The sequence below is a fragment of the Marinobacter alkalisoli genome (assembly GCF_045449795.1).
In the GTDB taxonomy this organism is placed as follows: Bacteria; Pseudomonadota; Gammaproteobacteria; order Pseudomonadales; family Oleiphilaceae; genus Marinobacter.
The window spans coordinates 136,110-160,661 of the sequence record NZ_JBJJLB010000006.1; the positions used below are offsets into that span (position 1 = coordinate 136,110).

General features: G+C 58.4%; 22 protein-coding genes and 1 pseudogene. 9 read left to right on the top strand and 14 right to left on the bottom strand.

The genetic code is table 11. The annotated features are described in order from the left end of the window. Positions 1-93 precede the first annotated feature (93 nt). Entirely contained in the window at positions 94-888 is a 795-nt protein-coding gene (locus ACJO3M_RS02415) for a substrate-binding periplasmic protein (protein ID WP_406999388.1), read from the bottom strand. A 142-nt stretch (positions 889-1,030) separates the two neighbouring features. Here ACJO3M_RS02415 and ACJO3M_RS02420 point away from each other — a divergent pair, with 142 nt between their 5' ends. Both ACJO3M_RS02420 and ACJO3M_RS02425 read left to right on the top strand, forming a co-directional pair. Further along, the gene (locus tag ACJO3M_RS02420; protein WP_406999389.1) at positions 1,031-1,309 is read left to right on the top strand and encodes an Rdx family protein; all 279 of its coding nucleotides are present in this window, start codon (positions 1,031-1,033) and stop codon (positions 1,307-1,309) included. Between the two features lie 88 nt (positions 1,310-1,397). Then, positions 1,398-3,068 carry a GMC family oxidoreductase gene (locus tag ACJO3M_RS02425; RefSeq protein WP_406999391.1) on the top strand — a complete coding sequence of 557 codons (1,671 nt, stop codon included), beginning with the start codon at positions 1,398-1,400 and terminating at the stop codon, positions 3,066-3,068. Positions 3,069-3,102: 34 nt separating this feature from the next. Here the strand turns inward: ACJO3M_RS02425 and ACJO3M_RS02430 are convergent, their stop codons facing one another. Beyond that, positions 3,103-3,783: an NAD-dependent epimerase/dehydratase family protein gene (locus tag ACJO3M_RS02430; protein WP_406999393.1), complete on the bottom strand. Its 681-nt coding sequence runs from the start codon at positions 3,781-3,783 to the stop codon at positions 3,103-3,105. Between the two features lie 85 nt (positions 3,784-3,868). Here ACJO3M_RS02430 and ACJO3M_RS02435 point away from each other — a divergent pair, with 85 nt between their 5' ends. After that, a complete protein-coding gene (locus tag ACJO3M_RS02435; protein ID WP_406986989.1) occupies positions 3,869-4,351 on the top strand; it encodes a DUF4112 domain-containing protein in 483 nt (160 codons plus the stop codon). On the opposite strand, the gene ACJO3M_RS02440 is transcribed toward ACJO3M_RS02435, so the two are convergent. Together ACJO3M_RS02440 and ACJO3M_RS02445 are read right to left on the bottom strand one after the other, a co-directional pair. Continuing rightward, positions 4,343-5,224, bottom strand: coding sequence for a diacylglycerol/lipid kinase family protein (locus ACJO3M_RS02440; RefSeq protein WP_406999395.1), 882 nt, complete (start codon positions 5,222-5,224; stop codon positions 4,343-4,345). The two genes, ACJO3M_RS02435 and ACJO3M_RS02440, sit on opposite strands and share 9 nt — an antisense overlap. Before the next feature lie 122 nt (positions 5,225-5,346). Further along, positions 5,347-6,249 carry a DMT family transporter gene (locus ACJO3M_RS02445; protein ID WP_406999397.1) on the bottom strand — a complete coding sequence of 301 codons (903 nt, stop codon included), beginning with the start codon at positions 6,247-6,249 and terminating at the stop codon, positions 5,347-5,349. A 151-nt stretch (positions 6,250-6,400) separates the two neighbouring features. Between ACJO3M_RS02445 and ACJO3M_RS02450 the strand changes: the two genes are divergently transcribed. The 3 genes from ACJO3M_RS02450 (at position 6,401) to ACJO3M_RS02460 (ending at position 8,505) form a co-directional block, all read left to right on the top strand. After that, entirely contained in the window at positions 6,401-7,102 is a 702-nt protein-coding gene (locus ACJO3M_RS02450; protein ID WP_406999399.1) for a pseudouridine synthase, read from the top strand. Between the two features lie 142 nt (positions 7,103-7,244). After that, on the top strand, positions 7,245-7,949 hold the full coding sequence (locus ACJO3M_RS02455) for a lytic transglycosylase domain-containing protein (RefSeq protein ID WP_406999401.1): 705 nt from the start codon (positions 7,245-7,247) through the stop codon (positions 7,947-7,949). After that, positions 7,927-8,505, top strand: coding sequence for a DUF2845 domain-containing protein (locus tag ACJO3M_RS02460; RefSeq protein WP_406999402.1), 579 nt, complete (start codon positions 7,927-7,929; stop codon positions 8,503-8,505). The genes ACJO3M_RS02455 and ACJO3M_RS02460 overlap by 23 nt, the downstream gene beginning before the upstream one ends. Before the next feature lie 36 nt (positions 8,506-8,541). Here ACJO3M_RS02460 and ACJO3M_RS02465 read toward each other — a convergent pair whose 3' ends face one another. Further along, positions 8,542-9,033 (bottom strand): acyl-CoA thioesterase, encoded by a 492-nt coding sequence (locus ACJO3M_RS02465; protein WP_406986997.1) that lies wholly within the window; start codon positions 9,031-9,033, stop codon positions 8,542-8,544. 197 nt (positions 9,034-9,230) lie between these two features. Between ACJO3M_RS02465 and ACJO3M_RS02470 the strand changes: the two genes are divergently transcribed. Next, the gene (locus tag ACJO3M_RS02470) at positions 9,231-9,656 is read left to right on the top strand and encodes a GFA family protein (protein ID WP_406999404.1); all 426 of its coding nucleotides are present in this window, start codon (positions 9,231-9,233) and stop codon (positions 9,654-9,656) included. A 77-nt stretch (positions 9,657-9,733) separates the two neighbouring features. Here the strand turns inward: ACJO3M_RS02470 and ACJO3M_RS02475 are convergent, their stop codons facing one another. The 4 genes from ACJO3M_RS02475 to ACJO3M_RS02490 form a co-directional block, all read right to left on the bottom strand. Further along, the gene (locus tag ACJO3M_RS02475) at positions 9,734-10,099 is read right to left on the bottom strand and encodes a thiol-disulfide oxidoreductase DCC family protein (protein ID WP_406999406.1); all 366 of its coding nucleotides are present in this window, start codon (positions 10,097-10,099) and stop codon (positions 9,734-9,736) included. A gap of 70 nt (positions 10,100-10,169) precedes the next feature. Next, on the bottom strand, positions 10,170-10,736 hold the full coding sequence (gene efpL / locus ACJO3M_RS02480) for an elongation factor P-like protein EfpL (protein ID WP_406987000.1): 567 nt from the start codon (positions 10,734-10,736) through the stop codon (positions 10,170-10,172). Between the two features lie 145 nt (positions 10,737-10,881). After that, positions 10,882-14,511, bottom strand: a complete 3,630-nt coding sequence (gene putA, locus ACJO3M_RS02485; RefSeq protein ID WP_406999408.1) for a bifunctional proline dehydrogenase/L-glutamate gamma-semialdehyde dehydrogenase PutA — start codon at positions 14,509-14,511, stop codon at positions 10,882-10,884. Positions 14,512-14,685: 174 nt separating this feature from the next. Then, positions 14,686-18,249 (bottom strand): NAD-glutamate dehydrogenase, encoded by a 3,564-nt coding sequence (locus ACJO3M_RS02490; protein WP_406999410.1) that lies wholly within the window; start codon positions 18,247-18,249, stop codon positions 14,686-14,688. A gap of 159 nt (positions 18,250-18,408) precedes the next feature. Between ACJO3M_RS02490 and ACJO3M_RS02495 the strand changes: the two genes are divergently transcribed. After that, positions 18,409-18,861 (top strand): Lrp/AsnC family transcriptional regulator, encoded by a 453-nt coding sequence (locus tag ACJO3M_RS02495; RefSeq protein WP_406999411.1) that lies wholly within the window; start codon positions 18,409-18,411, stop codon positions 18,859-18,861. 23 nt (positions 18,862-18,884) lie between these two features. Here the strand turns inward: ACJO3M_RS02495 and ACJO3M_RS02500 are convergent, their stop codons facing one another. After that, on the bottom strand, positions 18,885-19,520 hold the full coding sequence (locus ACJO3M_RS02500; protein WP_406999413.1) for a DUF1326 domain-containing protein: 636 nt from the start codon (positions 19,518-19,520) through the stop codon (positions 18,885-18,887). A gap of 231 nt (positions 19,521-19,751) precedes the next feature. On the opposite strand from ACJO3M_RS02500, the gene ACJO3M_RS02505 reads away from it, so the two are divergent. Further along, entirely contained in the window at positions 19,752-20,339 is a 588-nt protein-coding gene (locus ACJO3M_RS02505) for a LysE family translocator (RefSeq protein WP_406999700.1), read from the top strand. Positions 20,340-20,357: 18 nt separating this feature from the next. On the opposite strand, the pseudogene ACJO3M_RS02510 reads toward ACJO3M_RS02505, so the two are convergent. The 4 genes and pseudogenes from ACJO3M_RS02510 to ACJO3M_RS02525 all read right to left on the bottom strand — a co-directional run. Beyond that, positions 20,358-21,173 (bottom strand): annotated as a pseudogene (locus ACJO3M_RS02510) (AraC family transcriptional regulator); the annotation flags it as partial. A 52-nt stretch (positions 21,174-21,225) separates the two neighbouring features. Beyond that, positions 21,226-21,534 carry a hypothetical protein gene (locus ACJO3M_RS02515; protein ID WP_406999415.1) on the bottom strand — a complete coding sequence of 103 codons (309 nt, stop codon included), beginning with the start codon at positions 21,532-21,534 and terminating at the stop codon, positions 21,226-21,228. 139 nt (positions 21,535-21,673) lie between these two features. After that, the gene (locus tag ACJO3M_RS02520; RefSeq protein ID WP_406999417.1) at positions 21,674-22,792 is read right to left on the bottom strand and encodes an ABC transporter substrate-binding protein; all 1,119 of its coding nucleotides are present in this window, start codon (positions 22,790-22,792) and stop codon (positions 21,674-21,676) included. Further along, positions 22,779-24,509, bottom strand: a complete 1,731-nt coding sequence (locus ACJO3M_RS02525) for a chloride channel protein (protein ID WP_406987025.1) — start codon at positions 24,507-24,509, stop codon at positions 22,779-22,781. The genes ACJO3M_RS02520 and ACJO3M_RS02525 overlap by 14 nt, the downstream gene beginning before the upstream one ends. Between the last annotated feature and the right edge of the window lie 43 nt (positions 24,510-24,552).

Consider the following 24,552-nt stretch of genomic DNA (forward strand, 5'->3'; position numbering starts at 1 on the left):
GCTACCCTACTAGTTCTATACGAGGATCACCGAATCTACAAAACATTTTTGCACAAAGTACGGAAGCCCCGGTTTCCACCAGCCTCGCCAGCATCACTCCACTTGCGGCTGGTACTGACGGATCAGGTGATCAAGCTCCCCCGCCTCACGCGCCTGGTCAAGAGCCGCCTGCAGGGCTGCCACTATCGCAGGTGACGTTTCGTTACTCATCGCCAGGTACATGGGCGTTTCACGGAAGACCAGGACGGGTTTCAGGCCATTGATACCGTGTTCCTCTTCCGCAACCAGCGGACCGACAAGTCCGTCGGTTACCCACAGATCAGCCTCGCCCAGCTCCAGCCGGCGGGGGTTAACATTCCCGGAGACACTCATGATCACCTCAAATCCCTGGCTGATCAGATAATTAGACATCACATCGCCCTTGTAGCCGGCAATGCGATAGTTTGCGGCATCCTCCAGGGAATCCAGCGTGATATCCGACCCCGGCGCAGCGAACAACGTCCACTTGATCGGTGCCAACGGCCCTACCCATTGGAACTGGTCTTCACGCTTATCGGTTCGTGCGGTACAGAACAACCCGTGATTTTCACGTCCCTGGATCCAATTGTAGGCATAGCTCCAGTCCCGCATTTTCATCACGTACTCATAGTCCACCCGGGCAAGCATGGCCTTCACCATTTCAGCGCAAATACCGGTAATCTCGTCTTCGCTGTGGGCGTAGCCTTTGCCGGATATCGCCTGATTGTATGGCGGATAGTTTTCCGTAAAGATGTAAAGGCGCTCGGCAGCACTTGTGCCCGTACTCAGGATGACGGCACTGAGCACAACAAAGCCAGGTACGGTGCCTTTCAGCATCCTTGCGATGAGTGTGGTGATCAGGGTAGACATACTCGTGTCCTTATCGGCGATTCTGATAATGTTGTTGGAGTCTGTTGGCCGATGCCTATGATTACCGTTCAGCCCATAAAAGTCTGTGACAAAACGTATCTATGCAAAAGCAAACTAAATCCCGAAAACATTGTGGAGAGTCATGACCAATCGCGTTGATATTCACTACTGCACAGGCTGCCGCTGGCTGATGCGGTCGGCCTGGATGGCCCAGGAACTGCTGACTACCTTTGAAGGCGAACTGGATGAGCTGACACTGCACCCCGGTTCCGGTGGCATTTTCGAGATCTGGGTAAACGGTAAGCAAATCTGGTCGCGGGAGCAACAGGGAGGCTTCCCGGAGATCAAGCAGCTCAAGCAACTGGTCCGGGATGAAATCAATCCGCAACGGGATCTCGGTCACTCCGACAAAAAAGCCTGAGGAATTAGTCTAAGCCAGGGTGTAATTGGCCGCGATATACGCTACAAAAACCAGTGACCATTACAACAAAAATACCTGGTTATACGGCATGAACGACAGCACACAACCAGCTCCAGAACACTTCGACTACATCATTGTGGGTGCCGGCACCGCCGGTTGCCTGCTTGCCAATCGCCTTAGCGCCAACCCGGACTACCGGATACTGCTGATCGAAGCCGGCGGGCGGGATAACTACCACTGGATTCATATCCCCGTGGGTTATCTCTACTGCATTGATAACCCCCGCACCGACTGGCGCTTCAGAACCGAGCCATCACCCGGCCTTAACGGCCGCTCGCTGATCTATCCGCGAGGCAAGACCCTCGGCGGCTGCTCCAGCATCAACGGCATGCTCTATATCCGTGGCCAGCGCCGCGACTACAATCACTGGGCGGACATGACCGGAGACGACGCCTGGCGCTGGGACAACTGCCTGCCGGACTTCATGCGTCACGAAGATCATTACCGGCTCGATACCGGCGGAGATGCCGACGATCACCACGCCCGGTTCCACGGCCATGGCGGTGAGTGGCGAGTAGAACATCAGCGACTGAAATGGCAGGTGCTGGAGGATTTCGCCGAGGCCGCCGTGCAGGCCGGCATTCCCCGCACCCGGGATTTCAACCGTGGCGACAATGAGGGCGTCGACTATTTCGAGGTAAACCAGCGCGCCGGCTGGCGCTGGAACACTTCCAAGGCATTTCTTCGAAGTGCCGCCAAACGACCAAACCTCACGGTATGGCACTCAACCCAGGTCCTTGGCCTGACAATGGAAACCGGCACGAGAGGCCAGCCACGATGCTCCGGTGTTCGTATTGCCCGACCAGCAAAGGGTGAAACCATCGCGATGGCGTCGAAAGAAGTCATCCTTTCCGCAGGCTCCATTGGCTCACCGCAACTGTTACAACTCTCCGGCATTGGCCCGGCGGAGCTGCTCAGCCAGCACAATATTCCGGTGGTCGCGGACTTGCCCGGTGTTGGTGAAAACCTGCAGGACCACCTGCAGATTCGCTCGGTCTACAAGGTCCATGGCGCCAACACACTCAACACCATGGCCGGATCCCTGATCGGCAAGGCGAAAATCGGTCTTGAGTACCTGCTCAAACGCTCCGGCCCCATGAGCATGGCGCCGTCCCAACTGTGCGCCTTCACCCGCAGCTCCGATGCCTACGATTACGCCAACATCCAGTACCACGTACAACCGCTGAGCCTGGATGCCTTCGGTCAGCCACTGCACGATTTCCCGGCCATCACTGCCAGCGTGTGCAACCTGAATCCAACCAGCCGGGGCACGGTGCGCATTCGCAGCCGCGATCCCCGTGAAGCGCCGGCCATCGCCCCCAACTACCTGAGCACGCCGGAAGACCACAAGGTAGCCGCCGATTCGTTGCGGGTCACCCGCCGCATCGCCGAACAACCGGCCTTTGCCAGGTACCAGCCGGAAGAATACAAACCCGGCATGCAGTACCAGACCGACGACGAACTGGCACGCCTGGCCGGAGACATCGGCACCACCATCTTCCATCCCGTGGGCACAACCCGCATGGGCCGGGCCGATGACGACATGGCGGTGGTGGATTCCCATCTGCGGGTTCGCGGGGTCGACGGTTTGCGGGTAGTGGATGCCGGTGTCATGCCCACCATTACCAGTGGCAACACCAACTCACCCACACTGATGATCGCGGAGAAAGCCGCCGCCTGGATACTGGCCGGCAAATAAGCCTGCCAGCAAGGAGAAGGGTTCGGAGAAGGCTCTATTCTGCCAGGGCAACGATGTCCGGATACTCATGAATCCGGACCGCGCCCTCGCCATCCGAGGTCAATGACAGCCCACAGACCTCGTTCACCATAGCTCGGGCAACGGTATCAGCCTCAATGCCACGGTACTTTTCCAGCGGCCCGAACAGTGCCCGGTTAATCAGGGGCATGGCTTTCATGCCCAGGGCCTCGGCGGTACGGTGTTCCTTGCGATCCCCGAGCAACAGGCTGGGGCGATAGATCGACAGCAAAGGGTAGCCAAGACCGCTGACACTGTCTTCCAGCTCTCCTTTTACGCGATTATAGAACACCGTCGAGGATGACGAAGACGCAATCGCGGACATCAGCACAAACGCCCGTGCACCCTGGGAGCGCCCGAGCTCCGCCGCTTTCAGGGGATAGTTGTAATCCACTTTACGAAACGCCTGCTGGGAACCGGCTTTGCGGATAGTGGTGCCGAGACAACAGACAATAACGTCGGTCTTAAACAGATCCGCGTGGTCATCCAGCCGGTCAAAATCCACCTCCCACTGCATCAGTTTCGGATGCTGCCTGTCGGCTGCCCGCCGCACGGGCATCACCACAGAGGTCACCTCATCCCTCGCCAGCAACCCGTCCACCACCTTGCCGCCGGTGAGACCTGTTGCACCCAAAACCGTAACCGTGATCGCTGTCATTTTCCGCAGTCCTCGCATCCATCTTTGCAGAAGGCTAACATTCTACCTCACTCCACACTCAAGAATTTTCGAGGATTAACCTGACATGCCCAACCGGGAAACCACCACCGGCCATTCCGACCTGAAAGCCAGACAGCAGGCAACGCTTGTCCGCCTCGACAAGTTTTCCCGGATCACCGACACCGCCATCCGGATTCCGTTTACCCGGATCCGTCTCGGCCTCGATCCCATTATCGGCCTGCTGCCCGTAGTGGGTGACCTCATCGGCCTGGTGCTGTCGCTGTATGTTCTGGTGGAAGCGCAGCGGGCCGGCGCCAGCAAACGCGTCAAGGCGCATATGGTCAAGAACATGCTGATTGAAACGTTCGGTGGCATGGTGCCTGTGGTGGGGGATGCTTTTGATATCGTCTACAAAGCAAACACCCGCAATACACGCCTGTTGCGGGAGTATCTGGAACAGGAGCTGAACACGGAACCGCAACCCCGCTTTCCCTGGATGCAACTGGTTTTCCTGGTCATCCTTCTGGCCGTGCTGACGGGACTGGTGGCACCGTTGATTCTAGGATGACGGCGCGGCAGCCACTACGGTAGCGCCAATCACTGACAAGCATTGCGCCCGGCACACCACGTTCAGCGGTGTTTTCCCGGCAATATCCCCATCCGCGGTCACCGTCTTGGGTTGACGGGTAGTCACACGGCAACGCTGCCCCTTGAGGTGGATCACCGTGCTGGTACGCCGGGGGGACTGCCGGTTCAGCTGCAGCAGAACAAAGCTCAGCAGCAGTTGTAGCAGCGGGCGGGGTTTCACCGCGATCACATCCAGGCGCCCGCTGTTGGCTGAAGCATCCGGAACCTCATTGCCACCCCCAAAAAAAGCACCATTAGCTATCGCAACAGACAACCAGCGGCCACGGACATATCCGTTGTCACATCGAATTTCTGCATGAAACCCGCGTTGTTCCCTCAGTTTTCGCAACAGCTCCACGCCATAGCTGAACCGGCCCCACAGTTTCTTCCGGGAGTCGTCAGACTGGCAAACCGGCACCGTCCCCAGGCCGATATGCGCCACATTCAGAAACAGCTGCTCATTGAATTCTGCGACATCAACACGCTGGCTTTCACCTTTGCGAATGAGGGCGCACAGAGCATCCGGCGCCTCCGGCAAGTCCAGATTGCGGGCAAAATCGTTGGCGGTGCCGGATGGCAGCACCGCCAGCGTGGCGTCATGCTCCAGGCACAGCCGGGCGCCCATATTCACCGAACCATCCCCGCCGGCTACCATGACCACATCCCCGGGCTGCACCTGCCTGGTCCAGTCGTCATGCTCAAAGTCACAACAGGTCGGATCGTGAATACCGGCGTCCGCCAGTTGCACCAACCAGAAATCACGACCCCGCTGGCCATCGCCGGCCCTGGGATTTGCCACCAGCCAATAGGTCATTCGATTGCTCCCTGCCAGAGGTTGCTATACCCCACCGGTTTTCCGTATGAAGCCCTATCAAAAGATAACCCGGAGCGCCTGTGTGCGCCGCAATTCCAGGTTACGGTTTGGATAACCGGTCCTTATCGCCGGGACCGTGCTCCCGATCGCTGGGTAACCACCAGAGCCACCCCGGTGATGGAGATGGCGCCACCTGCCATGGCCAGCAGGCCCAGCCGCTCGTCAAACAGCCAGAAGGCCTCCAGCGCGGTCACCGGCGGCACCAGGTAAAACAGGCTGGCCACCTGTGAGGCCGCGCCCTGGCGGATCAGCCACATCAGCAACAGGATGGCGCCGATGGATACACCAAACACCAGCCAGGCCATGGATAGCTGCAACTGAAGCGCCCATTCCACCTCCCGGGTTTCCAGCGTGAAAGCCCCTACGGCAAAAAACACCGCCGCAGCGCTGTACTGGATAAGCGTGCCCGCCACCAGGTCCGCCTGAGTGCCGTTGCGTTTCTGGTACACCGTTCCCAGGGATATCCCCGCCAGGGAGAACCCGGCCCAGACCAGCGTCCATAACGGGAAATCCGAGGTAGTGCCCTCACCACCGACAAACTTCTCCAGCAACACCAGCGTGACGCCAACGAGCCCGAAGGCAAGCCCCAGCCATTGCCGCCCTGAAACACCTTCTTTCAGAACAATCACTGCTGCGGCCGCCGTAACCAGCGGCTGCAGCCCGACAATCAGAGACACAATGCCCGACGGCATACCACCCTGAATGGCGTAATACACACCACCCAGATAACAGCCGTGGACCAGCAGCCCGGTAACTGCCAGATGCCCCGCAGCCCGCCATCCCGGCCAGCGTGTTTTCATCAGCCAGGCAAGCCCCGCCAACAGCACCAGAGTGAACAGCATGCGGATCAACAGCAGCGTGAACGGCTCCGCATACGGCAGGCCATACTTGGCCCCGATGAATCCGGTACTCCACAACCAGACAAACAGCGCGGGCACCAGAAAGGTAAAGAAAACTGAACGCATGACGATTCACCCAGGCAAAGGATTCCAGAATACAGCCACTTTAAAAGTTAGCAGCCAATCAATACAGATACAGGTAACGGGCTTTACCACCATCACAGTCATGAATTCATGACCCTGTCCTGCCCCGGGCCAACCCGTTATCATTCACGCCATGAAACTTTCGCGAATCCTAAGCAACCAGAACGGCGTCAGCCGCAAGCAGGCCAATGCTTTGATTGCCGCCGGCCGTGCTACGGTGAATGCCGAAGTATGTACCGACGCCTCTCTGGATGTGGACCGATTCGCCACCGTCGCCGTTGATGACAATATCATCCAGCAAGGCTCACAGGCCCGCTACCTGATGCTGAACAAACCCGCCGGGTACCTGAGTGCCACCGAGGACGACGTCCACCCCACGGTACTGGACCTGATTGCCCCGGACCTGCGGGCCGGCCTGCATATCGCGGGGCGCCTGGACCGGGCCACCACCGGCCTGCTGATACTGACCAACGACGGTACCTGGTCCCGGGAACTGACTGAACCCCGGATCAGGATTCCCAAGGTATACCGGGTGACCACTGCACACCCCATATCTCCGGAAACCGAGGAACGCTTTGCCGAGGGCATCTGGTTTGAATACGAACAACTGACAACCTCACCTGCACACATTGAACAGATGGATGCCACCAACGCCCGACTGACCATTTACGAAGGGCGCTATCATCAGGTGAAAAGAATGTTCCATGCCGTGGGTAACCGGGTGACCTCCCTGCACCGGGAGCGGATGGGGGCCATAGCTCTCGACGGGAAACTTCAACCGGGAGAGTACCGCGCATTGAATCAGCAAGAAACTCAGTCGATCCCCTGCAGATAAGGTTAGCTGTGCAAATACAATGACTGGAGACACCATCACATTTGCGAATATCGACACTTATCGTTACGTTTCTTCCGTGCCACAACGACGTATACTGACGGTTATCAGACAGTTGTCCGTTCAGGTTTCTCATGAGTTCACAATGACGAGCAGTAATCTTCTCTGCCCACCATTACTGGTAACCCTATTGTTGGCCCTATTGTCCCAACCAGTCGTTGGTGGCAGCGTGAAACGCATAGTTCACCCCGACGGCACGGTGGAATACACTAATGTTAAGGGTGGTGAACAACGACGCGCTTCCAGTAAGAATGAGGTGGTCTATCGGTATCAGGATAAAAATGGCGTGGTCGCCTACAGCGGCAACCGGCCGGCAGGGGCGGATTTTGATGTCATTCGCTTCCACTGCTATGCCTGCAACCCCAATTCGAAGGTGAACTGGCAGACCACGCCGCTTTACCGCGAGCCTTACCGTGATGAGATCCAGGCGGCTGCGCGGCAGTTCCAGATAGATCCGGCACTGGTTCGCGCCGTCATTCATGCTGAATCCGCCTTCAACGCCGGTGCAGTGTCCCCCAAGGGCGCCCAGGGACTGATGCAGTTAATGCCGGCCACGGCCAGGGATCTGGCGGTCAGTAACGCCATGAACGCCGCCGAAAATATCCGAGGCGGGGTCAACTACCTGGCGCAGATGCTGAAACGTTTCGACGGTGATACCAGACTGGCCACCGCAGCATACAATGCCGGCCCCGGCGCTGTAGGTCGCCATGGCGGCATCCCGCCGTACGCGGAAACCCGCGCCTACGTTGAACGAGTAGGTATTCTCCATGAACGTTACGCTCGCAACTAAGATCATTGCCGCTCTCGCCTTATTGCTGGCCATCAGCCCGGCCAGCGCCTCGTTTCGCTGCGGCAATGCCCTGGTCAGCCAGGGCGACTGGACCATTGAAGTGGAAGAACGCTGCGGCCAGCCGGATTACATTGCACAATATCCCCAGGCTGTCGTGCCAGGGCTGGGAGTCGTGCAAACCGAAGAGCACTGGTACTACAACCGCGGCCCCCAGAGTTTCATTCGTCGATTGGTTTTCCGGAACGGCAAGCTCCGCCGGGAAGACAGCCTGGGTTATGGTTTTCACCCGGATAATGCCGGCCCCTGCACTACCGGCGCCCTGCAGGAAGGAATCAGCGAATTCGAAGTGATGGCCCGCTGTGGCGACCCATTGTCCAGACAGGTGACCTGGCAGGTCGTGACTCCCCACCGTGCCGGCTCCGGTCTGGCCGCGGAGAGCTACCCCGTGCCCGTCGAGGAATGGTTATACGAACTGAGCAACACGCAATTCCGCCGGGTGATCACTCTGCGCAACGGCCGGGTGATTGATGTGGAGTCCACCAAAAAACCCCATTAACCAACCGTCGCCAATACCGCGGCCGATGCACACCGGTCAGCGACTGGAAAGCTTCTCCCGGGTCTGCAGGCGTCCTTTGCGTCGGATTTCGGCATTATCGAACCGACGCTGCTGTTCATCGGTTTCAGGAATAACCTGCGGCACATCCACCGGTTTGCCCTCTTCATCCAGCGCCACGAAGGTGAAAAACGCAGACAGAATATGCCGCACGTCCCCGGTATAGCTGTTCTCAGCCTCAACTCTGGCGCCGATCTCCATGGACGACCCCCAGCTTCGGTTCAGGGCCAGGCTGAACAACAGAGTGTCGTTCCCCTTCGCGGGCGCCCGGAAGTGAATGGAGTCCACCGCGGCGGTCACACAGACATGGGCCGAATGGCGCTCCGCCACGACCAATGCCAGGCGATCGCACTTGGCCATGATCATTCCGCCGAACACTGTGTTGTGGGAGTTCATGTCGTTGGGAAACACTTTATAGACATGCTTTTCAATGGCGGATGCGGAAACGGGTTTGGAGTCGGTACTGGGCATGATTCCCTCCTGTGTGGACCAAGTTGCCAAGCGTACTGAAACGCTCCCGTAGATAACAGCGCTAATTGGCAATGGGCCGATATCGGCACTTTCGAAGTATTTACATCAACCGAACGCCTCTGGGATATTAACTTTAACCCCATTGATAACGGCATGTATGGGAGTGCTCCGTATCCAGGTAACTGAGGGAGAACGTCATGAACCAGCATCAAGGCAGCTGTTTCTGTGGTGAAGTGAAATTTCAGGTCAGCGGTGAGCCCGCAGCCATGGGCTATTGTCACTGCGATTCCTGCCGGCGATGGTCAGCAGGCCCGGTGAACGCCTTTTCCCTGTGGCCACCCACCAACTTCGAAGTACTGGCCGGCGAGGATCAGATTGGTACCTTCCACCTAACGGAGCAGAGCTACCGCAAGTGGTGCAAGAAATGCGGCGGACATGTCTTTACCGACCACCCGGCCATGAACCTGGTGGACGTATACGTGGCCAATCTGCCGGACCTGGAGTTCAAACCGGCGCTGCACGTGCACTACCAGGAATCCGTATTACCCATCCGTGATGGCCTGCCCAAGATGAAGGACGTGCCGGCTGAGATGGGCGGCTCGGGCGAGACCCTGCCCGAGTAACCATTACCCCGGACCAGGCATCCCGGTCCGGGGCATCCATGCCCGGCAAATGCGGAACCCAGCACAGACGTCATCAACTATTGGCTGGTGCTGAGGCGCTTGGCCACCCATCGATGATACAGCCACGCGAGGGTGGGCCGAACTACCGGCAAGCCAATCAACCACGCCAGGGGCTTCAGTACGGGCACACGTGACATCAGCAGGATATAGGCATCCATTTCCCGGTGTACCCTGCCCCGGTCGTCCTTGACGTGCAGCTCCCTGAGGGCCTTGTCGGGATCGATACCCTCCTGGCGCAACTCATCGTCACGCCCGGTAATGTCCAGCCACTCAACGGATTCCCCGGTCTTGCCCGCCAGCTTTTCGTACCAGCGGCGGTCCTTGATGCAGGCAGGACAGGAGCCATCATAGAAAACCACCAGTTTGCCGGCAGCGGTTGTCATAGTCGCCTCCTTCAGGAAACTTGGCGCTACACCTATTATCAGTTCCGGATGGCGGTTCTATCAAATCAGATTAAGCTCGTCCCAGGAACCTGCGCTCCTCCACATTCACCTTGATTCTGTCGCCGGTGGAAATGTGTTCGGGCACCTGGATCACCAGCCCGGTCGACAATGTCGCTGGTTTGGTCCTCGCCGTTGCCGAACCGCCCTTGACTGAAGGATCGGTTTCCAGAATCTCCAGGTCCACCGTCGGCGGCAGATCCAGCGCGACTGGGGCGTCGCTCACCAGGATCACCATCAGTCCCTGGGTGTCCTCGCTGATAAACAGCAGTTCTTCGGCGATGGACTCGCGGTTCAGGCTGTACTGCGTGAAGTCTTCGCTGTCCATGAAGACGAATTCATCGCCATCGGAATAGGAAAAGGTCGCCGGTCTGCGAACCAGGTCGGCCAGGTTCAGCATGTCCGAGTCCTTGAAGGTCTCGTCGATCTTGTTTCCATTGACCACATCGTACATCCGCATGCGGTACAGGCTGCCACCGGCACGCCCCTGGGGAACGGAGCGCTCGATGTCCTTTACGAAATAGGCCCTGCCTTCATACTCGACGGCTGAATTTTTCTTGATTTCACTGGCTTTTGGCATGTCTTCGGATTCCGGAACAATAAATGGGAAAACAAAGCTGCTGATATACCACGATGTCGGGCGACATGCGATAACGATCGGTGTGGTCGGTCAGGAAATGTGAGCCGCCCCTTCCCTGGGACGACTCACTATTGGCGGGGGTCGTTTACTCGGAGGCAGCGATCAGACTGGCGTTACCACCGGCAGCGGTGGTATCCACGCAAAGGTGGCGCTCAATCACGAACCGCTGGTCCAGGGTATGTTCCGTGATCAACGGCAACAGCGCGCCGTCACGTTTCGCCAGTGCCTGGCGATATTCCCCCAGCAGGGACTGTTCGGCACAGCTCACCACCGCCTGGAAACCACGTGCCATCGCCAGCGCCTCGGGTTCCAGCAGTCCTTCAGCAGCGACGATAGGCAGACCGGCCTCGGCGGCACGGTTTACGGTGTCGTTCACGCCAGGTGCGATCACAACCACTTTATTGCCCTGCGACAACGCCATCGTGGCCTGCTCCAATGCGGTTTGCTTGTCCGGGCCGAGACACAGAACAATGCCACGGGCGTGATTGGACAGACGGTTAAGCTCGCCGGTTGGGCCTGGCAACTCTTCGGCATGGGCATCCAGCGGCTCTGGAACTTCCCCGAAGATCGGCTTCATTGCCTCGATCCGGGCCTCCGGGGCCGTCGCTTTCATGTCACGCAGATTGCCAATCAGCCCTTCAAGCTTCTTGATATCAACTGGCTTGGCGCCAGCGTCCGCCGGGCGCTCAACCGTTGCCCCTTTCAGGAAGCGACGCACGTACTGCGGACCACCCGCCTTGGGACCGGTCCCGGACAGGCCTTCACCACCAAACGGCTGGGAGCCGACGATGGCACCAATCTGGTTGCGGTTGACGTAGGTGTTGCCCACCTTGATCCGGCTTGAGATCCGTTCAACGCGGCGGTCAACCCGACTGTGAACACCGAACGTCAGGCCATAGCCCTTGGCGTTAATGTCATCCACCACCTTGTCGATATCTTTCGCGGCAAAGGTAGCCACATGCAGCACCGGACCAAAGATCTCTTCTTCCATCTCCTCGATACCGCTGACCTTGAGTACCGCCGGCGAAACGAACAGCCCCTTGTCGGGAACCGGGAGTTTCTTGAGCAGCTGGCCATTGCGCTCGAACTTGTCGCAATGATCAACGATTTTCTTGCGGGCGTTTTCATCGATGACCGGGCCCACATCCGTGGACAGCAACCAGGGATCGCCAATGCCCAGTTCCTCCATGGCGCCGTAAAGCATCTCCAGCAGGTTATCGGCGATGTCTTTCTGCACGTAGAGCATGCGCAAGGCCGAACAACGCTGGCCCGCGCTCTGGAAGGAGGAGGCCAGCACATCCCGCACCACCTGCTCCGGCAGCGCAGTGGAGTCTACGATCATGGCGTTAAGGCCGCCGGTTTCCGCCACCAGCGGAGCATCCGGAGCCATCGTTTCCGTCATCATCTTGTTGATGCTCTGGGCCGTTGCCGTGGAGCCGGTAAAGCACACGCCGGCCACCCGCGAATCGGCGGTCAGCGCGGCCCCGACGGTCGCGCCCGTGCCGGGCAGCAACTGAATGACATCGTGGGGTATACCGGCTTCATGCATCAGTTCCACCGCCCGCGCCGCCAGCAGAGACGTCTGCTCTGCAGGCTTGGCAACCACGGTGTTACCCGCTGCGAGGTTGGCCAGAATCTGGCCGGTGAAGATGGCCAGCGGGAAGTTCCACGGCGAGATACAGCACATCACGCCACGGGCATCACCGCTGCCCTTGTAGCGGACGGCCTCATTGGCGTAATACTGGGCGAAGTCCACCGCTTCGCGAATCTCGGCAACCGCGTCCAACAGGGATTTGCCGGCCTCACGGGTGGTCAGCGCGAACAGCTCGTACGCATGCTCTTCATATAGATCACCCACCTTGCGTACTAATGCAGCCCGCTCTTCAACGGGTGTTTCGGACCAGCTACTGAATCCTGCTGCAGCAGCGGTAATAGCCGTGTCCACGTCCGCATCGGAAGCCTGGGTTACATGCCCGACCAGATCGTCCGGATTGGCCGGATTGCGCACAACCTGGACCTCGGTACCGGCGACCTCGCCGGCAATCACCGGACCTGCTTTCCAACGGTGATCCAGGTAAGCGTCACGCCCTTTGTCGATTTCAGCGACAGTCACCGGATCAGTAATGTCCCAACCCTTGGAGTTGCGGCGGTGTTCCCCGAACAGCTTGAACGGATGCACAATCGCCTTACTGGAAATGTTGCTGCCCATTTCCTCCACGCTGAGGATCGGATCCTTGGCGATTTCTTCCGGCGTGATGCGGGTATCGACAATCTGGTTCACAAACGAACTGTTGGCACCATTCTCCAATAGACGGCGGACCAGATAGGCCAGCAGATCTTTGTGGGGGCCGACCGGCGCATAGATGCGACACGGAACACCGCTCACTTTCAGCACCTCGTCGTGCAGGGATTCGCCCATGCCGTGCAGGCGCTGGAATTCGTAGCTATCCACGCCTTTGACCTTTGCCAGTTCAAGTATCGAGGATACCGAGTGGGCGTTATGGGTCGCGAACTGCGGGTAAATCCGATCGGCCATGTTCAGCAATTTGGTGGCGCAGGAGACGAAAGACACATCGCTGCACGCCTTACGGGTGAAGACCGGGAAGCCGTTCAGGCCCATCACCTGGGCCCGCTTGATTTCCGCGTCCCAGTAAGCGCCCTTGACCAGGCGAACCATGAAACGGCGATCGTATTTCTCGGCCAGCCCGTAGAGCCAGTCCAGCGTAAACGCCGCACGCTTGCCGTAGGCCTGCACCACTACGCCGAAACCGTCCCAACCGGCCAGCTCAGGGTCAGACACCAGCGCTTCGATCACATCCAGGGACAGATCCAGGCGATCCTGCTCCTCGGCATCAATATTAAAGCCCATGTTGGCCGCGGCAGCCTTCCGCACCAGAATGCGGGCGCGGGGCAGCAACTCGTCCATGACCCGCTCCTTGTTACCGTACTCGTAACGGGCCAGCAGCGCGGAGAGTTTGACAGAAATCCCCGGATTCTTGCGCACATCGCCTTCGCAGGCTTTGGCGATGCTGTCTATGGCGTTGGAATAGGCATCGAAATAGCGCTTGGCGTCATCATCGGTGCGGGCCGCTTCACCAAGCATGTCGTAGGAATAGGTGTAGCCCCTGGCCATATACTCTTTGGCTTCGTCCTGAGCTTCATCGATGTCACGACCCAGGACAAACTGGCGGCCCATTTCCTTCATCGCCTGGCCGGCCACGGTGCGAATCACCGGCTCACCGAAACGCTTGAGCAGCTTGCGCAGAGTGTCGCCCACGGTGTGGCGCTCGGAATCCCTGAGCAGGTTGCTGGTCATCAGCAGGGCGACCGTGGCGGTATTGATCAGCGGTGAGGACGCCTTGCCGATATGGGCGCCCCAGGCGCCGGAGGTAACCTTGTCTTCAATGAGCTCATGGATGGTCATGTTGTCCGGCACGCGCAGCAACGCTTCCGCCAGACACATCAGGGCAACGCCCTCTTTGGTGGTAAGACCGTATTCCGCCAGGAATTTTTCCATGATGGTGGACTTGGCGTTCTTGCGGACCCCGCGCACCAGGTCGGCGGCGCGGGCGGAGATAGCGTCCCGCTCCGCCTGGGACAACTGAGCACCAGCAATCAACTCACGAATCACCTGGTATTCGTCAGCCAGGTAGTAGTCACGAATGGCCTGCCTGCTATCGATAAGTGCGGGAGTCACTGACTGCTGCGATCTCATAGTTGTACCCTCTTAGTTGTTTATCTGCCTCGCATTCTACCGGGATCAACAAAGTCTGTTTCTCTGTTAAAACCGTGCCGGCATGATATTTTGTCTTTTTTGTTATCTGTATTTTTATTAATTTACCATCGAACAATTAATATTTAGACAGAACGCCCAAACCAACCCCGACCGTCAGGCTTTGGAAGCCAGTTCCCGAAGCACACCGTGAGCGACCGAGAAAACCGCGCAATCAATCTCGTTGGCGGCCTGCATATCCCCCAGCATCCGTTTCCAGCGCCCCAACAAAGGCTGCTTGTCCTCACGCCAGACCTCCAGCAACTGCTCCGGCGAGCGCTCCCCGACAGCATCTTCGGTCTCTGCGGAAAACACACTGGATGTAAGATCCCGCAGTTTCTGATCAAGCTCATCCCGGTAATGTATCGTTGCCAACACCTGCCAATGACCATTGGCCCGGAACATACGCATCTGCCGGTCCAGCCAGGTCAGGTTCAGGCTTTCGCCCAACCGGAAGTACACCCATGCCACGGACTCCAGGTCCTGATCCAGCTGACGGGATATCTCGATCATATCCATCAGCCAATACCGGCTCTCGGCGGAAGCGCAATAGGCTGCAAGATGCTCCGGCACCTCTTCCCTATGGTACTCCTCATAACGTTCCTGCCAACGGCTTTCCGGGATCACCGTGGCCAACTGTTCCCGCGACGCCAACACCTCCGCCAGGGGCTCCTGATAGCGGCCCACGCAGTTGTCAGGATCCAGTCCATGCCAGCGATTCTGCAGTAACCAGCGGGTACTCCGCGTCACCAGGCGAATGACATCCGCGAACATCTCGGCCTGGATCTGTGCGCTGACTTTACCGTCCATTGCTTCAATACTAGACCATTTGGCATCTACGCCATGGATGCGCAGGGAGATCAGGTAGGCAGCAGCCAGACGACCACAATCGACACCGGTCGCAGTACGAATCTTGTCTACCCAGGTAATACCCATGCGATTGACGATGTCATTGGCAATCTGGGTTGCAGAGATCTCGGCACGCAGCGGATGCGCGTGTATGGCTTCGGGAAAAGCCTCCAGCAACGACGCCGGAAAGGCGGAATGGAGTGCACTGGCAAAGCGGTCGTCGTGCACAATGGGGGCGGTGATCAGCGCCTGCTTGAGCTCGATCTTGGCAAAAGAAACAAGCACAGAAAGCTCCGGCCGGGTAAACCCGGCCGCACGCTCACGCCGGGCCTGGAGCTCTTCATCGTCGGGCAGGAATTCGAGTGCCCGGTCCAGCCTGCCTTCAGCCTCCAGACGCCGCATCAGGCGCTCATATTCGTCTGTCGAGGCCACAACACCACTCTGGGCCAGGCTCAACGCCATGGCCTGCCGGTAGTTATTTCTCAGCACCAGGTCAGCCACCTCAGGCGTCATGGCCCGCAGCATCCGGTTGCGTTCGTCCAGGGTGAGCCGCCCCTGCTGGATCAGATCGTTGAGCAGGATCTTGATATTGACCTCATGGTCCGAGCAATCAACCCCACCGGCATTATCGATAAAGTCGCTGTTAGCTGCACCGCCAGCGCGGGCAAAACCGATTCGGGCAAGCTGGGTCACCCCAAGGTTGCCACCCTCACCCAACACCTTGCAGCGCAGCTCGTCGCAGTTGATCCTTAACCCGTCATTGGATTTATCACCCACGTCTTCGTGGGACTCTTCCCTGGCCTTCACGTAGGTGCCGATACCCCCATTCCACAGCATGTCCACCGGAGCCCTGAGCAGGGCGCTGATCAACTCATTGGGGGATAACCGGGTGGCCTCCAGGTTGAGGGCGGCGCGCACCTGCGGTGACAGCGGAATCGATTTCATGGAGCGTGGAAACACACCGCCGCCTTCACTGATCAGCTGGGTGTCGTAGTCGGCCCAGGTCGATCCGGGCAGCTTGAACAGGCGCTGGCGTTCGGAAAAGGAAGCGCTGGCGTCCGGCTCCGGGTCGATGAAAATATGCTGGTGGTTGAACGCACCTACCAGGCGAATACGGTCAGACAACAGCATGCCGTTACCAAAAACGTCGCCGGCCATATCCCCGATGCCAACCACGGTAAACTCGTCGTTCTGGGTATCCAGACCCTGCTCCAGAAAATGGCGTTTCACCGATTCCCAGGCACCGCGTGCGGTAATCCCCATCTTCTTGTGGTCGTAGCCCTCGCTACCACCGGAGGCAAAGGCATCGCCCAGCCAGAACCCGTATTCCTGCGACAACCGGTTGGCGATGTCGGAAAAGGTCGCGGTGCCTTTATCGGCGGCGACCACCAGGTAAGTATCGTCGTCATCATGGCGAACCACATCGACCGGAGGGACAACCACGCCACCTTCCAGATTGTCCGTCAGATCCAGCAGCCCCCGGATAAAGGTCTGGTAGCAGGCAATACCTTCCGCCCGCAGATCCTCCCGGGAACCGTCTCGCGGCGGCTGCTTGACGATAAAGCCACCTTTGGCGCCAACCGGCACGATGACCGAATTCTTGACCTGCTGGGCCTTGACCAGTCCCAGGATCTCGGTGCGGTAATCCTCCACCCGATCCGACCAGCGCAGACCGCCCCTGGCGACCGGACCCGCCCGGAGATGAACACCTTCCACCCGCGGTGAATACACAAACACCTCAAAGCGCGGGCAGGGTTTGGGGATATCGGGAATCGCACCCGAGTCGAGCTTGAATGACAGATAGCCCTTGGTCTGGCCACCTTGCTGGCGCTGATAGTAGTTGGTTCTCAACGTTGCCTTGATCAGCACATAGAAACGTCTGAGGATACGGTCATCGTCCAGACTCTCCACCGCTTCCAGGGCGCCAAGGATATCGTTCTCAATTCGCCCGGCCATCACTTCCCGGGTCTCCGCCGGGATGTCCGGATCAAAACGCGCGTTGAAGTAGACCACAAGCATTGACGTAATGTTCAGGTGACGCGCCAGGGTGTCGGCAATAAACGGTTGGCTGAAGCCAAAACGTATCTGCTTGATATACCGGGAATACGCCCTCAGCAGCGCCACTTCGCGCCACCCCAGTCCTGCGGCCATGATGAGCTGGTTGAAGTCGTCATTTTCCGCAAAGCCATTCCAGATTTCACGGAATGCCTCCTGCAACAGTGGCTTGGCCTTTTCCAGGTCGGCGTCACGGCAACGGGAATGGCACTCCACAGTAAAGTCACTGACGCCGAAATGTTCCCCGTCCCGCCGCTGAACCCGATACGGATGCTCACCCAGCACCCGCATTCCCAGATTCTCCAGGATAGGGATGACGTCCGAGAGAATAACCGGGTTGCCCTGACTGTAGAGCTTGAAGTTGAGCTCTCCGTCGGACGATGGCTGTTGATCGGTTGATCGCCTTCTCTCAGCTGATGGCGTTTTCCCCGCTGACGGCTCTGCAAGCTGGTAAAACCGCATGGGGACATCGGAACTGACGGCGATGGACTGGATCTGGTGAATGTCGCCAATGGCTTCCGCCACAGGGAAACGTGCCCGATAAGCCGAAGGAAAACCGCCACTGAACATCTGTGCACACAGGCCGCCGGAGGCCTCGCCAAGCGATTCGACCAACTGTGCGTGCAGATCATCATCCCAGGACTGGGACTCGGTCATCATCTTCGCAACGATTTCTCGCAGATTCCTCGTGCCCTGGGGATCCGACTCCTGATCCTGAAGGGCCTCAGCGAGTTGTTCCAGCAAGGTTTGTTGTTGTGAAGGGCGGGACTGTGGCATGGAGCGTCTCCGGGTACATTCAACTGGGTATATGGAATGGACGAAGTTCCAGTATACTCAAGTCCCGGAAGTCTCTTTGACCATATAGTTTTAAAATACAGGTATTTTTATTATATTTGGCTCCTTATATAGCCGTTCATCCAGCCAGGAAATAAAGTTATGGTCGAATTGGACAGAATCGATCACGCCATCATTCGTGAACTTCAGAAACACGCCCGAATCACCGTCACCGAGCTTGCCTCACGGGTAGGGCTATCAAAAACGCCCTGCCAGGTTCGCATGCGTCGCCTGGAAGAACAGGGTTACATCACCGGCTATACCGCATTGGTCAACCAGACCAAACTCGGCCAGAGCCATGTCGCCTTCGCGCAGGTCACACTGCACGACACCAGCAGCCAGTCACTGACTGCATTCAATAACGCAGTGAAGCAGATTTCCGCTGTGGAGCAATGCCATATGATCGCCGGTAATTTTGACTACCTGTTGAAGGTGCGCACGCGAAACATGGCGGAGTACCGGCAGGTATTGGGGGAACAGATCTCCGCCCTGCCACACGTGCTGCAGACCAGCACCTTTGTGGTGATGGAGAACATCAAGGATGCAGGGCTGTAGGCCGAAGCCTCTGCCCCGATCCATTACCGATGAACGCCTCCCGGGCCAATATCCAGATGAGCCAGGTGGCAATGGCTGGCATTCAACTCCAGAGGGATGCCAGCGTGGGCACTGGTGCGACCACTGGCCACTTCGGCCACGGCATACTCAAATCCATCAGGTAAATCGATACGTGCCTGGTGTTCCTCACCTGAAATCGGATTGAGTATGGGTTCCCCGGAAGCATCAATCATGTCCGCCACCCGGACGCTGGCACGACGGCGCTCAACGTCACAGTCCACCTGAATCGGACAGAACACCGGGTCGTGCATTTTCGTCAATGTACTGGCAAACACGTTGAAGAACGTGGCCCCGGGTTCGGATGTCTCACCAGACAGGATCGACATGAGCGCCTCGCGCTGCTCAGGTGTCGCCCGCTCATCAACAAAAGCCTGTCCCTGCCCATTGCCCTCGTGAATGGCTCCGGGCCACTGCAGAGTCATGGCAAAAGACAAACCATCCAGACGGGTATCGCCAAAAAAACCTTCCTCAATTCTCACCGCAGCAAACGCCTTGCAGTCCCCTTGAGTCGGCCGGCCCATGAACTGGCAAGGACAGCCCACCTCACAGTTACAGTTTACGAACTCCAATCCCTTAATGCGCCAATCAACCTTGTTCATCTCCGTCACTCCTGTCAGCAACGCAGTGTGTGTGGATAACAGGGTAGTTCAGATCAGGGGATAGTATTAGACGATTACGTATCCAGAATCGGCCGGATATAATCCTCAGCATTACCCGGCCTGGTCAGCGTCAATGTTTATCGGGACAGCACAATTTTGTGCAATACCAGGGATCCTCCCCCCGTCAAACTCCTTACAAACCAACCAAAGAGTAAGGAGCTGCCCGTGACCCTGTCCCTGATTTTGCCCATGTCCGCCTTTGCCCTGGCCGCCTCGATATCCCCGGGGCCGGTCAACCTTGTGTGCCTGAGCAGCGGTACACGCTACCACCTGCACAGGGGGTTGTGGTTCGTTACCGGTGCGACGCTGGGGTTCATTGCCCTCTTCCTGGCCATCGGGCTCGGACTGCATTCCGCACTTTCCTGGATTCCGGGATTTGAACGCCTGCTGACCTGGGCCGGTATCGCGTTTCTGCTTTATCTGAGCTACCGATTGGCCATGGATGACGGAACCATCACCAATGAAACACCCGCCAAAGCGCCCGGTTTCTGGACCGGAGCCCTCATGCAGTGGCTCAACCCCAAGGCGTGGCTGGCTTCTGCTTCTGGTATCGGGGCATACACATCCGGTGGTGACCTGATTCAACTGACGATCTTTGCCGCCCTGTATCTACCGATCTGCTGGCTGTCGCTGTCTACCTGGGTGCTGACCGGGCGCTTCCTCCGGCAACACATCCATCGCCCCCAGCTGCTGCAAACCGTCAATCGCACCCTCGCCGCCCTGCTCGCAGCGAGTTGCCTGTACCTGATTCTCGATTAGCGGTCGACCGTACTGTCCCGGAGTGGCAGCAACCAGGCGCTTGAACACCCGCTGGAAGTGAGGCTGATCAAAGAACCCGGCCGCCAGGGCTGCATCGGCGATTGGTGCGCCTTGCTTCAGAGCGCGCTGCCCAAGCTGGATGCGGCGATTGATCTGATAGGCATGAGGCGTCATGCCGTAGTGTTTGCGAAACACTTTCACCAGGTGTGAGGGAGATAACGCCACACGCTCAGCCATCCACTCAAGGGACAACTCATCCGCACAATGATCATCCAGATACCGGGCAAGTTCCCGGACCGGACCTGGTGCCGGTGGGAATGGCCGATCAGACTTCAGGGACTGGGCCGAAACCGACACCATCACCTCCGACAGAAAAGCTTCCGCCGTGTCTCGTTTTTGCTGTATCGGCATCTGTTCATTCAACAGGCAGTCCGCCAGAGCCCGAAACCCGGAAAACAACGGTTCCGACCGGCTTACATCGCAATCCAGATCCTGCCAGACCGGCTCATCAATCAGCCCCAGACGAAACCGAAGCCTGGCCAGCCAGTTGGCATCCACATACAGCATCAGGTAGGCCCATGGCTGATTTTCAATGGGATTGCAGTTGTGTACCCATTCCGGGTTCATGAATACCAGTGATCCGGCACTGACGCGATATCGCCGATCCACATAGACAAACGTACTCTGCCCGGCCGTAATGGCGCCCATCGACCACTGGGTGTGGGTATGAGGCGCATAACACACCTTGCGGCCATCCTCGACGACCCGAAGCTCGATATGGGGCAGTCGACTGTCTCGCCAGAATATCGGTTGGGGGGTGGATGAGTTACTCATACCGTTACTCGCCTCCGTCTTTTGGGCAGAGCATAGCACCACTTCCGGAGACTTACCCGACTGGCTGGCAGCCACGAACCGCTAGCGCAACATTGGCGCTGGCCTTGATCTGATCGTAGTAACTCTCGGCGGAACTGACGCCTTTTTGAGCCATGGAACCGGCGGTCGGGTTCACCAGGGCCGCCAACTCCTGCAACGACTGGGCGGACTGCTTATCCTGCTGATAAGTATCAAAGGCCTGATAAATTTCACTGCAGGTCACACCGTCGCCATCAGTGGCGGCGGACGTCATGTAGCCGGATGTCTGGCAACCGGCCAAAGCGGTTGTCAGGAAAAGTGGAAACAAAAAAACCTTCTTCAATGGATACTCCTCAAGATTATCGAAAGCGGGGTGGCGTTTTACCCCAACCCCATCGCGCGGGCAACATCAATACACGCCAAAGTCAGCGCCTCGGTTCCCACTGCGCGGCGTTTCCCAAAGACAAACCGATCACGATGGATCAACGTGAATCCGACGAAAGCGCCTCATCATTTCGTTGCAGCCACTTATGGAACCACTCCTCGCGCAACCGGACCGTCTGAGAATACCAACGGTGGTCCCGGATAACGGCATTATCCATGTGTTCCGGTGCTGTTGGCATGTGAGGAAGCATCGGCACCCGGGTCTCCACGTGAAGCCCGACTCGCTGGCGCGCCGAACGCCGCGCGGGACCATAGCTGATCCGGTTCGCCTGGGCGGCCAGATTCTCAGTGCGGGTAGCAAATCCGATAAATTGCTCCGCCATGGCCACCTGATCCGTGCCTTTGGGAATCGCCCAACTGTTAAAGCCAATCAGTTGTCCGTCCCAGATCACCGAAATCGGCGCTCCCTCCCTTACTTGTGCATCGAAAAACCGCCCGTTATACCCCGTTGCCATGGCCACCTTGCCGCTGGTGAGCAACTCCACGGATTCGTCACCGCCGGTCCACCAGACAATCTCATCGCGGATTTCGTCCAGGCGCCGGAAAGCCAGCTCCAGCCCGCGCCGGGTGCTGAGCAAGTCATAGAGCTGCTCTCTCGGCACCGACAACGACAGCAATGCCCACTCGAGCATACCCACCGGCGCCCGCCGTAATGCGCGCTTGCCAGGAAAGGTTTCCAGGTCAAAGAAATCTGCCACCGTGCGAGGCTTGACGCCCGGGAAAGCACGATCGTCATAGGCAATCACGGTGGAGAACACAATCTGGGTGATAAAACAGGGATCAATGGCGCCGGCCATGAAATCTTCTTCCGGCGGTGTACCGTCAGGAGCCGGTGCCAGAATAGCCGGGGAAATGGGCTCCAGTAGCCCTTCGTCACAGGCGGCACTGGCATCAGACTGGATCATGTCGATCACGTCCCATTCCACCTCTCCGCTGGCCAGATGATCGCGAAGCACCTGCAGGCCGCCATTATAGACCACCGTGCGCACCTCGATACCCGTCTGTTCGGTAAACGGCTCAAAATAGGCTGCCCTCTGGCTCGCCTCATAGGCACCGCCCCAGGTGGCCACCGTCAGCACACGGTCCTCCGCAGCCAACAGCCCCGGCAGTACCAGCACAACGCCCTTCAGCCATGTCCACTTACTAGGCCGCTTCATTTTCTTCCTCGCGCAGGTCGTGGACAATTTCCAGGTAGGCGCGGATCACCGCTTCCTCGGGCACCACGCCAATCAGGCGGCCATCGTCACCGATCAGCGGCACGGCTTCCCCCAGGAATCCCCGCAGCATCTCCATGGATTGCCAGACCGTGGTGTCATCACCGAACTGCGTCGCCCCGGCCACTATCATGGCATCCAGCGGCGCATCCGCCCGGCCATTGACCAGCTTCTGCAGCCGCACTACACCCCGGAACTTGCCCTCACGAGTGAGCACCATGGCCTCGGCCCGGTCATCGTCCACCAGGCGCTGGCGCACGGTTCCCAGGTTTTCATCCACGTAAGCCGTGGTGTAGACCTGGCTGCAATAATCGCGGACCGGATGGGTCTCCAGGATCGCCTTGTCCCGCCCCAGGGAGAGATCAAAACCGCGGGCCCGGAGTTGAAGGTCAAACAGCGAACGCCCTATCACCCGGTAGGAAATAAGGTTCGAGAACACCACGGCAACCATGGCGGCAATGGTCAGGTCATAACTGCGGGTCAGCTCGAACACAATCAGTATGGTGGTCAGGGGTGCCCCAATAACGGAACTGGCCAGCGCCATCATGCCGCAGATGGCATACACCTCCAGCCCTGAATAAGGCAGTGGCAGCAGGTACGGCAGGACAAGGCCGTAGAAGGCGCCGAACAGAATCCCCACCAGCAAGGCGGGGCTGAATACGCCGCCGACAAATCCAAAGCCGATACACAGTGCCGTCAGCACCAGCTTGGCGACAATAATCAGCGCCAGCTCGCCAATACCGAAGGCGCCTTCAATGGTGGCGAACCGCAGGGTTTCCTGACCGATCCCCAATACCTCGGGAATCCACAGTGCGACCAGGCCCAGCACCAGTCCTGCCGATGCCGGCTTCAACCACTGCGGCACCGGAAACCGACGGGCAGCGGCGGTACTGGCTCGCAACAGCCACATGAAACCACAGGCCAGCCCGGCACTCAGTACCCCTTCCAGCGCGAAAAACACAAACTCATAACTGTGTTCCACATGGCCGAAACTCACCAGGAACAGCGCCGGCCGGTCGAAGATCACGTTGGCAAAGATATAGCCGGTCGCGGATGCCACGGTGACCGGCGCGAACGCCCGCAGGGAATAATGACGCAGAATCACTTCGTGGGCGAAAACCAGGCCTGCAATAGGTGCATTGAATGCCGTGGCAATGGCCGCTGCCACACCACAGGCGATGGCGATGGAACGCTGGTGACGGAGGTTGAGTTTAAGATGGCCGGCGAGATTACCGAACATGGCGCCCAGGTAAACCAGGGGGCCGTACTGACCCACGGAGGCGCCACTACCAAGGGAGACCAGAGCCGCCAGGGTCGACGCCAATCCACTGCGAAAACCGGGCCCCGATCGATTGGTCTGCGCCGCCAGGATGGCATCCGGTGGCGCCAGGGCTCGTCGTTCCTTTACAAACCAGCGAACAATCAGCCCAACGATCAGTCCGCCGGACGCCGGTACCGCAATAGTGGCGGCCACCACCAGAAGGTGCCGGTCCTCGGCCTGGATACGGGCATAAGGCGACACCAGCAGATAATCATTCAGCAGCAGGACCGCCTCAACGAAGGCAATGGCCGCCAGTGACGCCACGGCGCCCACGGCAACAGCCACCACTGTCACCATGGTGACCTGATACACCGTCTGCCGAACGTCCAGTCTGTCCATGATCCCAGTGCCGTTTTTGGACTTCTGTATGTCGTATTTAATG